An 11,084-nucleotide genomic window follows, 5' to 3' on the forward strand; every position below is an offset into this window, starting at 1 on the left:
CGCTGCCACCGATCGCCCCAGGCTCCAGTGTCGAAGGGTGGGGAGTTTCGTCCAGGGAGGTTCGTGATGAAGGCAATGGTCTACAACGGTCCGGGGCAGCGGAGCTGGCACGAGGTGCCGGACCCGGTGATCCAGGATCCCGAGGACGCGATCGTCCGCGTCGACGCGGTGACGATCTGTGGCACCGATCTGCACATCCTGAAGGGCGATGTGCCGACCGTCGAGCCCGGACGGATCCTCGGTCACGAGGCGGTCGGGACGATCACGGCCGCGGGGGAGGGCGTTCGTGGCGTGGCGGTCGGCGACCGGGTACTGATCTCGTGCATCACCGCGTGCGGCCGGTGCGAGTACTGCCGGACGGGGCACTACGGGCAGTGCCTCGGCGGTGGCGGCTGGATCCTCGGCCACCTGATCGACGGTACGCAGGCCGAGCAGGTCCGGATCCCGTACGCCGACCGGTCCGTGCACCCGCTGCCGGAGAACGTCAGCAACGAGGAGGCCGTGCTGCTGGCCGACATCCTGCCGACGTCGTTCGAGGTCGGCGTCCTCAACGGCGGGGTCTCACCGGGTGACACCGTCGTCATCGTCGGCGCCGGCCCGATCGGTCTGGCGGCGCTGGCGACCAGCAGACTGTTCACGCCGTCGCGGGTGGTGGTCGTGGAGGCGGCCGATTCGCGGCGCAAGGCGGCTCTCGAGCGTGGCGCGGACCTGGCGCTCGCCCCGGACGAGGACGTCGAGACGAAGATCCGCGACCTGACCGGAGGGCTCGGCGCCGACGTGGCGATCGAGGCGGTCGGCGTACCGGCGACCTTCGAGCTCTGCACCCGGCTGGTCCGCCCGGGCGGCACGGTCGCGAACATCGGCGTGCACGGCGCGCCGGCGACGTTGCATCTCGAGGACCTGTGGATCAAGAACGTCACCATCACCACCGGTCTCGTCGACACCTCCTCGACGCCGCGGCTGTTGTCGATGCTGGCGGCGGGGCGGCTCGAACTTCCGGGGCTGATCACCCACCGGTTCGGGCTGGACGAGATGCAGGACGCGTACGACGTGTTCTCGGATCCCGCCACGACCGGTGCACTGAAGGTCGCCCTCTTCGGCGAGCGCGGTCTCGAGTAGGTCGCGGTGCGCTCAGTGGACGACGCTCCGGCAGACCGGTGAAGCTGCCGGGCATCCGGACGACGGCGACCAGGCTCGCCGTCGTCCGGATGGTCCGCGGTGGCGCCGGATCAGAACCGCTCGTCCAGGACGTCCCGCCAATGCACGCGCGCGGTGTGGTTGGTGGGCCCGGCGGGGTAGCCGATCCGCAGCACCATCTGCGGCCATGAGCGCCCGCCGATCAGCTCCCGCACGTGGAACCGCGGCTCCGGGTGTTCGAGCACCTGATCGAGGAACGACGCCGTCAGGTCGTACGACGTGGCGACCAGCAGCACCCGCTGCAGCGCGACACCCGCACGGACCCAGCCGTCGCTGTCCTCCGAGCGCGTGCTGAGCACGGCGATCGCCGGATGCCGCTCGAAGACCGCCCGGTCCCGCTGCCGCACGTTGACGCCGGCGGACAGGTCCCGGACGTACGCCGAGCCGACCGGCACCGGTCCGAGGGCGCTCTCGGGGACACCGTCGCCGACGCGGTCGCCACCGACCCACCGCATCCGCTCGTGCACCCGGTCCTCGTCGCGCAGGTCCGCGTCGTCCGCCTGGCGCAGCAGTGCGCCGAGCTCGGCCACCGTCGCGGCGTCGAGCCAGTGCAGCTTGGCGCCTTCGCCGGTGGCAGCCGCGTCGAGCTGGTCCCGGACTCGCTGCGGTACGGCGTGGTCGAGCAGCGGACCGCGGTACGTGTGCCGCGCGGGCACCTCGCCGTACAACCGGGCGAGGTCCGGCACCGGCGCCTTGCGGTCGGCCAGGAAGACGCGGGCCACGACCTCGGGGCACGCCGGGTCCGGGTTCGCGGCCAGGTCCGCCTCGTGCCCGAGAACCGCGGCGGCGACGCGGACGTTGAACGCGGCAGCGCCGATCGCGATCCGCGCCGCGCGTCCGGACGGGTCGGCGGCGGGGAGTGCGCGGTGGTCGTCGAGCAGGATGTCGAGGACCGGGCCGTGCACCTCGAACCGCCACGGCTGGGTGTTGTGCAACGACGGGGCGTGCGCCGCGGCCGCGAGCAGGATGCCGACCTCGTCGTCGGTCAGTACGGCGTTCATGGCGTGTCCGTGGTTCTGCTGGAGGTCGTGCGGGGAGCCAAGGTGGTCATGGGTGTGTCCGTTTCTGCCGCCGGCCCGCCGAAGCGGATCAGCGTCGGGTTCAGGCAGGTCGTTCGCACGTCGTGTGCGAGGGCGGTGAGCAGCACGCGTTGCAGCGCCATGCCGGTCCGGATCTGGTCGGCGGCGTCGTTCCGGTCGGTGCTCAGCACCGCCAGCGGCCGGTCCGACCGGGCGAACCAGCGCAGGTGCGCGTGCTCGAGTTCGGCCGCGCGTTCGAGCGCGAAGCGGGTGGCCGGGTCCGGGAGGTTCAGCGGGCGGCGCAGGCGCCGGGTCAGGATCGCGGCGTACAGGTCCTGCAGTTCCTGATCGGGCAGAGCGGTCGGCTGCAGCACGATCCGGACCGCCAGACCGCGGTCGTGGGGGTCCGGGTAGCAGTCCGGCCACGTGTCGTAGCTCAGCGAGGCGGCGGCACAGCGCAGATTCAGGACGGCGGCGCCGGTGGCGATCCGTTCGGCGCGAGCGACCGGGTCCCGCCGGGCGCTCACACAGTCGAGCCGGACAGCGATCAACTGCTTGCCGACCTCGAGCCGCCACGGTCGCTGGACGTGGTCGCCGCCCGCCGCGCCGGCGGCCTGCGACAGGACGCCGCGGACCTCGAGCGACAGCTGGTCGGTCAGCATCGGTCCCTCCCTCGACGGACGTTCCTCCCGGCAACAGCGTCTGCCCGCGGGCGCGCGGTGCCCAGCGGCATACGTCCCGGGACCGGCGGGCCGTTCGGCTCCCGCGAGTGAGGTGAGAACGGCTCTGACCGCCGGCCCCGTGCGAATCCACGATCGAAGTGTGGGATTCGAGTGAAAGGACGACATCATGACCACCACATCGCACCGGCAGCACCTGCCGGCTCCCACGGCGCAAACAACCGCGCAAACAACCGCGCAACTGGACCGCGATCGGCACCCGGTCATCACCACCGCGGCCGGCCGCGCACTCGCCGTACTGCGGATCGCCTACGGCCTCACGTTCCTGTGGGCCTTCTTCGACAAGCTGTTCGGCCTCGGCTACGCGACGAAGTCGGGCAAGGGCTGGGTCGACGGCGGCGACGTGACCGCCGGCTTCCTCAAGGGTGCCACCGGTCCGTTGGACAGCTTCTACCACTCGCTCGCCGGCGACTGGTGGGTCAGCCCGCTGTTCATGATCGGACTGGCGGGCATCGGTCTCGCACTGACGCTGGGTGTCGGGATGCGGATCGCGGCCGGCGCCGGCGCGGTGCTGTACCTGCTGATGTGGTCCGCGAACCTGCCGCCGGAGAACAACCCGGTGCTCGACGACCACATCCTCGGCGCCATCACCGTGATCGTCCTCGCGCTCGTTGCCGCTGGCAACTTGTGGGGGCTGGGCCGGTGGTGGAGCGGTCTGAACCCGGTCCGCAGGTACCCGTGGCTGCGCTGAACGAACGGCGCGTGAACGGTGCCCGGACGGTGATCGAGCGGGGTGAGTGAGAAGTGCGCAACATGGCCGTGAAGCCGGTGATCCACGTCGGGGTCGACCGCTCCTGGCGGGACACCGGCGCCCTCGAGTGGGCCCTGCAGGAGTCGTTGCTCCGGCAGGAGCCGCTCGAGGTGGTGCATGTGATCGACGAGCACCTCCGGCAGGTGCCGGGCTGGGACCCGGAACTCGTCGACGACGCCGCGATGGACCTGGTGAACGACGTGCAGAAATACCTGGACGAGACTCCGGGTGCCCCCGATTGCGAGATGGACCTGACCGTCGGTCCGCCGGCCCGCAGTCTGGCCGCCGTTGCCGCGGGCAGCCGGATGCTGGTCGTCGGGCGTCGCGGACTCGGGACCTTCAAGCGCTTGCTGATCGGTTCCACGTCGGAGGCGGTCGTCGCACTCGCCGCCGTACCCGTGGTGATCGTGCCGGAGCACTGGAAACCGTCCGACCACACCGGTCCGGTGCTGGCCGCCCTCGACGGCTCTCCGGACAACCCGGCCGACAACCCCGCGGACGCCGCCGAGAAGGGCGCGGTCCTCGAGTTCGCGATCAGCGCGGCCGCCGAACGGCAGCTGCCGGCCCGGATCGTGCACGTCTGGGACATCCCGGCGGTCTTCACCTGGGACATGCCGAGTGCCGCGAGCGCCGAATGGGCGGAGACCGAGCAGCGGTACTTCGAGGACGTTGCCACCGAGTGGCGCCGGAAGTATCCGGACGTGACCGTCCAGGTCGAGGTACGCCGCGGTCACGTGATCGACGGGCTGGTCACCGCTACCGAGCAGAACGATGCCCAGCTCCTGGTCGTCGGGTCCCGCCATCACAACCGGTTGGCGTCGTTGGTGGCCGGATCGGTGACCCGAGGAGTACTGCACCACGCGGCGTGCCCGTTGGCCGTCGTCCCCGCTGGAGCGTGAGGTGAAAGAGATGACTGACTGGAACCGGAGCGGACCTGTCGTGGTGGAAGTCGACGGGACCGCGGAGAACCTGCGGGTGGTGGACTACGCGTCCGCCGAGGCGTTACGGACCGGTGCGGAACTGGTCCTGCTCGCGCCGTACGGCCCGTACACCCTGCACGGCCCGGGCGGTTGGGCGGAGCGGGAGAGCGCGGACGACCCGATGATGGCGGAGTTCGCGGGGAAGTCGCCGGCGGAGCTGGCCGACGCGGCGGTGCGGGCCGCGGTCGCGCACGTGCGGCATCGGGAGGGGTACGGGACCGAGCTGGCCGCCGTCACGGAGGAGGGCGCGCGGCTGCGGGTGCTCGCGCATGCGGCGCGCAACGCGCGGATGCTGGTGGTCGGCCGGTCCCGCAGCCGCGGTCCGCAGCGGCTCGTTCACACCCAGGCCAACCTGACCCTGGCGGGGCGGGCCGGTTGCCCGGTGGTCGTCGTACCACTGTCCTGGAAGCTGTCGCTGCATGACCGCAAGGTTGCCGTCGGCATCGACGGTACGACGCTCTCGGCCGAGGCACTGGAGTTCGCGTTCGGGGTCGCGGCCGGGCGCGAGGGCGACCTGACCGTCGTCCATGCCGGCGTACCTGCCGAGCGGCCGTTCGCGGAGGGTGACCCGGAGGGCTCGTGGATCAGCCGCGCGGACTACCTGCTGTCGGCCACGCTCGCACCGTGGACCAGCCGGTACCCGACCGTGAAGGTCACCCGGTTCCTGAGCAGCCGCCCACCGGCTGCGGCGCTGGTGCACGAGAGCGGTGAGGTCGGGCTGATCGTGGTCGGCGCGCACAGTGGCGCGCTGCCGGTCGATCCGGTGGCCCGCCGGTCGATGGCCGCGATGACCTGTCCGGTGGCGATCGTCCCGCACCACCCGACCGGCAGCGAGTGTGCGGACCCCCTCGCGACCGCCGGTCTGCAGACCGCCCGCACAGCCCACACAGCCCACACCGCCCACACAGCCACGGGCGCCGTTGTTCCGACGTCCTGAACGGAGGCAGCATCATGTCCGAGACCGTTCGTGCGCTGATCGTGTACGAGTCGATGTTCGGGAACACCGAGCGGATCGCGCGGGCGGTCCGCGACGGGTTGCGGCGGTACGTCCCGACCGAATCGGTGCCGGTGAACCGGGCGCCGAGCGCAGTACCCGGCGATGTCCGGTTGCTGGTCGTCGGTGGGCCGACGCACACGTTCTCGATGAGCCGGGCGTCCACCCGGCAGGAGGCCTGGAAGCAGGCCGACGTGGTGATGCCGATCGAGGTCGGCATCCGCGAATGGCTGGCGGCGCTCGAGCCGGCCGGCGGATCCGCGCGGACCGCGCCGCGGATGGCGACCTTCGACACCCGGATCGCGAGGGTCCGGCGGCTGCCCGGTTCGGCGGCGCGGTCGGCGGCGAAGCTGCTGCGGCGGATGGGGTACCGGCAGCTGGGGGAGTCGGGGAGCTTCTTCGTGAACGACTCGACCGGCCCGATCAAAGAGGCGGAGATCGAGCGCGCACGGCGCTGGGGCCGCGAGCTCGGCCGGCTGTTCACGGCTTCGGAGCGGGACCACGGCGGTCGCGTCCGGGCCGGTCGCGTCCGGGATGCGAACCGGCGATGATGCACTCCGGCTCGAATGCCGTGTTCTGGACGGTGACCGTGGTCGTCGCCTGGGTTCTGGTGTCCGCAGTGGCCGCCGGGATCGCGATCCGGCTGCTGCGGCCGCGCCGCCGGCAACCACCGCCCACGCTGCCGTCGCCGCTCGACATCCTCGAACGTCGTTTCGCCGCCGGCGAGATCACCCGCGAGGACTTCGACGAGGCCCGCGCCCGCCTTCGCGAGCACGAACTCGACCTCTGACCCCGCTCTTCGAGCCCCCACCAACCACTTTCGGGCCGCGAGAATGGGTGTTGGTGGGGGCCCAAAGTGGGGCTGTGGGCCGGGGTGCGGTGCGGCTACCAGGCGCGGATGCGGCGGCCGGTGACGTGGTGGGGGTCGATGACGAGGTAGGTGTCGCGGGTGCCGCCGGCCCAGGGCTCGACGCGGTCGCGGACAGCCTCGATCTCGAGGTCGACGGCGGGGCGGACGGTGCCGTTGACGAGCACGCTCCAGCCGTCGTGCATCCCCTCGTCGACGAAGTCCAGCTCGAACGCGATCGGCTCCGCGTCGTACTGCGCGACGGCGCTGTCCGCCGCGGTCCGGAACACGATCAGGCGATCCAGCGTGCAGTAGTTCACCGGAATCACGATCAGTTCGCCGGCACCGGCGTACGCGATCCGGCCGATGGAGCGGCTCTCGATCAGCCGGAGGCACTCGTCGGCGCGCATCGGCTCGAGGCGTGGTGCCATCGGTGCACGCGAGGGGCTGCGCGGCCGCTCGGCGTGGGTCAGGCCGTCGACGCTGACGTCCAGGGCCTGCGCCAGCCGGACGAGTTCGGCGCCGGTCAGGGTGAACGGGCGGGTCTCGATGTGGTCGACACGGGCCACGGTCAGCCCGGCGCGGTGGGCGACTTCCGCCCTGGTCAGGCCGAGCGCCTGCCGGCGGTACCGGATCCGGCTGCCCAGGTCGTCAGGTCGGCCCGCGAGCTGTGTGTCCATCGGAGTCTGCCTTTCGGTTGATCGTCCGGTTCCAGACCATCAACCGGACGGCGCCGTGGTCAGGGTCCGAGGTCACCGGCCGCTGGGCCGGAAGGCACCCGGAAGCCGAAGGTCCCGCCCGGCCGGGACGCTGGTCCCTGGCGGCGCTCGCACACTCGGGGCGATGCTGAGGCGGGAGTACTACGTGCTGCGGGAGGAGACGGCGATGACGATCAAGGTGTTCCTGCTCGACGACCACGAGGTGGTGCGGTTGGGGTTGCACCAGCTGCTCGACGGCGAGCCGGACATCGAGGTCGTCGGCGACGCGTCGACCGCCGCGGAGGCGATCGCCCGGATCCCCGCCGTACGCCCGGACGTCGCGGTGCTCGACGTCCGGTTGCCCGACGGTGACGGGATCACGGTCTGCCGCGAGGTCCGCTCACAGATGGACGAGCCACCGTCCTGCCTGATGCTGACGTCGTTCTCCGACGACGAGGCGCTGTTCACCGCGATCATGGCCGGCGCGGCCGGGTACCTGCTCAAGCAGATCCACGGCCAGGCGCTGGTGGACGCCGTACGGCGGCTCGCGGCCGGCGAATCGCTGCTCGACCCGAGCATGACCGCGAAGGTGCTGGACCGGCTGCGGCATCCCGCGGAGTCCGAGGACCCCCGGTACGCCACTCTGACCGAGCAGGAGCGCCGGATCCTCGCCGAGATCGCCGAGGGCAAGACGAACCGGCAGATCGCCCAGTCGCTCTACCTCGCGGAGAAGACGGTGAAGAACTACGTGTCCTCACTGCTCCGCAAGCTGAACCTGGAACGCCGTACCGAGGCAGCTGTGTTCGCGATCGAACACGCGAAGAAGCAGCAGCGCTAGCCGAGCCCTAACCAAGGAAGTAGCCGCCTGGCAGCTTGGTCTTGTTCCGGACCGGTGTGCGGTGCCAGGTGCTGCGTTCCGAGGCGTCCAGGGCGGCGCTGATGTCGGCCGCCCAGATGCGGATCCGGTTCCAGTCGCGGAAGTCGCCGGCCAGGTTCCCGGTCGCGAGCCGACGGGCGAGGAAGCCGTGCGCGCTCGCCGGGTCCAGCCGGCCGGGGAACGTGATCGCCGGCGACGCGCCGATCTCGTGCGCGAGGCGCCGTACGGCGGGTGGCATCACCTGGTCCTGGTCCTTGTCCGGCCCGACCGGACCGCTGTGGAACAGCCAGACCTGGCGCCCGCGGAGTGCGTCCGCGTTGTGCTTCAGGAACCGTACGGCGTCCCGGCGCCAGCGGCGGACGTAGATCGCGCTGCCGAGGACGACCGCGTCGTACGGCTCGATGTCCTTGACCGCCGCGACGTCGACGACATCGACCTCGTGATGGTGCGTACGGAGTTCGGCGCCGATCGCTTCGGCGATGCCGGCGGTGGAGCCGGACTTGCTGGCGTACGCGACCAGAACCTTCTTGGGCATCAGGGCCTCCTTCGGGTCACCTCCAGCAGAGCAGCCACCCGGCGGAGCCAGGGAGTGCCGAACGGCCCGGCTAGCCGGGACCTTCGATCGCTGCCGGCGGAATGACGGCGACCGGGCACGGCGCCTGGTGGAGCATGGTCTGGCTGACGGAGCCGCGGAGCAGACCGGTGAAACCACCGCGGCCGCGGGAGCCGACGACGAGCAGGTTCGCGTCGGCGGCGTACTCGAGCAGCCGCTCCGACTCGTGACCGGTGACCTGCACGAGCTCGGCGTCACCGGCGTCCGGCCGGATCTCCGCGAGCAGGTCGTGGTTGCCGTTCCGGTTCGCGACCGCGACGATCCGGGCCGGAAGCTCGTGGCGGTGCGCGTACTCGAGACCGAACTCGAGCGCGGTGCGGGCCGCCGTGGAACCGTCGTACCCGATGACGACGCTGCTGCCGGCCAGCGAGTCGTCGGTGGGCCGTACGACGACCACGGGGCAGTGCGCGTGCGCGGACAGCTCGACACCCGCCGAGCTCACGACCATCCCGAGGAACCGGCCGGTAACCCGGCTGCCGATCACGATCAGGCCGGCGGTCATCGATTCCGCGAGCAGTACGGCGGCCGGGAAGCCGTCGACGCTGCTCCCGGTCACCGGTACGCCGGGCTCGAACTTCCGGGCCAGCTCGACCGCGGCCGCGACGATCTGCTCGGCCTGCGCGCGCAGGCCGGGGGCGAGATCGGTCGGGCCGAGCGGCACGTGGAACTCCGCCCAGACGAACGCATGCACCAATCGCAGCTCGACGCCGCGCGCGGCGGCCTCGGCGGCACCCCAGCGGATCGCGTTCTCGCAGTCGGGCCGGCCGTCGATGCCGACCACGACGTTCTTCCCCCTCATGTGCTTCAGCGTCGCGATCCGCGCCGGTCCGGACCCAGAGGCGAAGGTCCCGGTGGACGGGACCGGACGGCACTGGCCGCGCACCCCCTTGCCGAGTTGCCTGGAGATGTGCGGCCCTGCGGGCGGGGCGCCGGAGGGGGAGCGGTCATGACGGCGATCGAGCAGCGGGGCACCCGGCCGGACGCGGGCTGGGACGTGCTGGCGTCGGACGGATCGGTGGTCCGCATCAGGCCGGTCCGCAGCGATGACGAGCCGGCCCTGCAAGCGATGAACCGCCGGGTCTCCGACGAGTCGATGTACCTGCGTTTCTTCGGTATCAACCGCGAGTCGGCCAACGAGTACACCCACCACCTGGCCGCCGACAGCGACGATCACGTCGCGCTGGTCGCGGAGTACGGCGGGGACCTCGTGGGCATCGCGAGCTACGAGCTGCTGCGTCCGGGCGAGGCCGAGATGGCGTTCCTGCTGCAGGATTCCGTGCACGGGCGGGGGATCGGGACCCTCCTCCTCGAGCAGCTGGCCGCGACCGGCCGCGAGCACGGCATCCAGCGGCTGCGCGCCGACACGCTCGGCGAGAACGCGAAGATGCTGCGGCTGCTCGCCGGCTCGGGATTCGAGCAGGTCCGCCGGTTGGAGAGCGGAGTCGTCGAACTGGTCCTCGACACGGCGTACCACCCGGTGACGCTGGAACGGATGGCTGATCGCGAGCGTGCGGCCGAGAACCGCTCCCTGCGCCGGCTGTTCTCGCCGCGGACCGTCGCCGTGATCGGCGCCGGTCGCGAGCCCGGCGGCATCGGCCACGAACTGCTCCGCAACATCGTCTCGGGCGGCTTCACCGGTGCGGTGTACGCCGTGAATCCGCACGCGACCCAGATCGCGGACGTGACCGCCTACCCTTCGATCGCGGACGTGCCGCGGACGGTCGACCTGGCGGTGATCGCGGTTCCGGCCGACCAGGTACCGGCTGTCGTGGAAGAGTGCGGTGCCTGCGGGGTCGGTGGCGCGGTCGTGCTGACGTCGGGGTTCTCCGAGCTCGGCGCCGCCGGTCGCGAACTGCAGCACGAACTGCTCGCGGTCGCTCGCCGCCACAGCCTGCGGCTGATCGGGCCGAACTGCCTCGGTCTGCTGAACACCGCACCGGAGGTGAGCCTGAACGCGACCTTCGCGGAGCTCACCCCGAGGCCTGGCGCGCTGGCGATCGCCGCGCAGTCCGGTGCCGTCGGGATCGCGGTGGTGGAGCATGCCGGCCGGACCGGACTGGGGATCTCGGAGTTCGTCTCGCTCGGCAACAAGGTCGATGTCAGCGGCAACGACATGCTGCTGCACTGGTGGGGCGACCCACGAACGGCGGTGATCGGGCTGTACCTGGAGTCGTTCGGCAACCCACGGAAGTTCGGTGGACTGGCCCGGATGATCGGCCGGACGAAACCGATCCTGGTCGTCAAGGGCGGACGCTCGGCCGGGGGGGGGCCCCCCCCGGGCCCCCCCCCCCCCCCCGGCCCCCCCCCCCCCCCCCCCCGGGCCCCCCCGGGGGGGCCCCACCGCCGGCCGGCGGGGGGGGACGGGCGC

13 protein-coding genes are annotated in these 11,084 nt (G+C 71.7%); 8 read left to right on the forward strand and 5 right to left on the reverse strand.

The features are described from left to right. Positions 1 to 66 precede the first annotated feature (66 nt). Positions 67 to 1,119 (forward strand): zinc-dependent alcohol dehydrogenase family protein, encoded by a 1,053-nt coding sequence (locus tag ACFYRH_RS16945; RefSeq protein WP_387775070.1) that lies wholly within the window; start codon positions 67 to 69, stop codon positions 1,117 to 1,119. Positions 1,120 to 1,229: 110 nt separating this feature from the next. Here the strand turns inward: ACFYRH_RS16945 and ACFYRH_RS16950 are convergent, their stop codons facing one another. Then, positions 1,230 to 2,198: an Acg family FMN-binding oxidoreductase gene (locus ACFYRH_RS16950; protein WP_387775073.1), complete on the reverse strand. Its 969-nt coding sequence runs from the start codon at positions 2,196 to 2,198 to the stop codon at positions 1,230 to 1,232. Further along, entirely contained in the window at positions 2,195 to 2,878 is a 684-nt protein-coding gene (locus ACFYRH_RS16955; protein ID WP_387775076.1) for a hypothetical protein, read from the reverse strand. The genes ACFYRH_RS16950 and ACFYRH_RS16955 overlap by 4 nt, the downstream gene beginning before the upstream one ends. A gap of 187 nt (positions 2,879 to 3,065) precedes the next feature. Between ACFYRH_RS16955 and ACFYRH_RS16960 the strand changes: the two genes are divergently transcribed. From ACFYRH_RS16960 to ACFYRH_RS16980, 5 genes are all read left to right on the forward strand, one after another. Further along, positions 3,066 to 3,647, forward strand: coding sequence for a hypothetical protein (locus tag ACFYRH_RS16960; RefSeq protein ID WP_387775079.1), 582 nt, complete (start codon positions 3,066 to 3,068; stop codon positions 3,645 to 3,647). Between the two features lie 62 nt (positions 3,648 to 3,709). After that, positions 3,710 to 4,606 (forward strand): universal stress protein, encoded by an 897-nt coding sequence (locus ACFYRH_RS16965; protein ID WP_387775082.1) that lies wholly within the window; start codon positions 3,710 to 3,712, stop codon positions 4,604 to 4,606. A gap of 10 nt (positions 4,607 to 4,616) precedes the next feature. Next, complete coding sequence (locus ACFYRH_RS16970; protein WP_387775085.1) at positions 4,617 to 5,624, forward strand: universal stress protein; 1,008 nt, start codon at positions 4,617 to 4,619, stop codon at positions 5,622 to 5,624. Between the two features lie 14 nt (positions 5,625 to 5,638). Further along, a complete protein-coding gene (locus ACFYRH_RS16975) occupies positions 5,639 to 6,232 on the forward strand; it encodes a flavodoxin family protein (RefSeq protein WP_387775088.1) in 594 nt (197 codons plus the stop codon). Next, entirely contained in the window at positions 6,229 to 6,471 is a 243-nt protein-coding gene (locus ACFYRH_RS16980; RefSeq protein WP_387775091.1) for an SHOCT domain-containing protein, read from the forward strand. The genes ACFYRH_RS16975 and ACFYRH_RS16980 overlap by 4 nt, the downstream gene beginning before the upstream one ends. 95 nt (positions 6,472 to 6,566) lie before the next feature. On the opposite strand, the gene ACFYRH_RS16985 is transcribed toward ACFYRH_RS16980, so the two are convergent. Continuing rightward, positions 6,567 to 7,208: a helix-turn-helix domain-containing protein gene (locus ACFYRH_RS16985; protein ID WP_387775094.1), complete on the reverse strand. Its 642-nt coding sequence runs from the start codon at positions 7,206 to 7,208 to the stop codon at positions 6,567 to 6,569. A 163-nt stretch (positions 7,209 to 7,371) separates the two neighbouring features. Between ACFYRH_RS16985 and ACFYRH_RS16990 the strand changes: the two genes are divergently transcribed. After that, positions 7,372 to 8,064 (forward strand): response regulator, encoded by a 693-nt coding sequence (locus tag ACFYRH_RS16990; RefSeq protein WP_387775097.1) that lies wholly within the window; start codon positions 7,372 to 7,374, stop codon positions 8,062 to 8,064. Positions 8,065 to 8,071: 7 nt separating this feature from the next. Here ACFYRH_RS16990 and ACFYRH_RS16995 read toward each other — a convergent pair whose 3' ends face one another. Continuing rightward, the gene (locus ACFYRH_RS16995) at positions 8,072 to 8,638 is read right to left on the reverse strand and encodes a flavodoxin domain-containing protein (protein WP_387775100.1); all 567 of its coding nucleotides are present in this window, start codon (positions 8,636 to 8,638) and stop codon (positions 8,072 to 8,074) included. A gap of 70 nt (positions 8,639 to 8,708) precedes the next feature. Then, the gene (locus tag ACFYRH_RS17000; protein WP_387775103.1) at positions 8,709 to 9,515 is read right to left on the reverse strand and encodes a universal stress protein; all 807 of its coding nucleotides are present in this window, start codon (positions 9,513 to 9,515) and stop codon (positions 8,709 to 8,711) included. A gap of 147 nt (positions 9,516 to 9,662) precedes the next feature. On the opposite strand from ACFYRH_RS17000, the gene ACFYRH_RS17005 reads away from it, so the two are divergent. Further along, positions 9,663 to 11,084 (forward strand): GNAT family N-acetyltransferase (locus ACFYRH_RS17005; protein WP_387775106.1); only part of this gene is annotated, 1,422 nt, incomplete at its 3' end.

Source organism: Kribbella sp. NPDC004875 (assembly GCF_042873375.1).
Lineage (GTDB): Bacteria > Actinomycetota > Actinomycetes > Propionibacteriales > Kribbellaceae > Kribbella.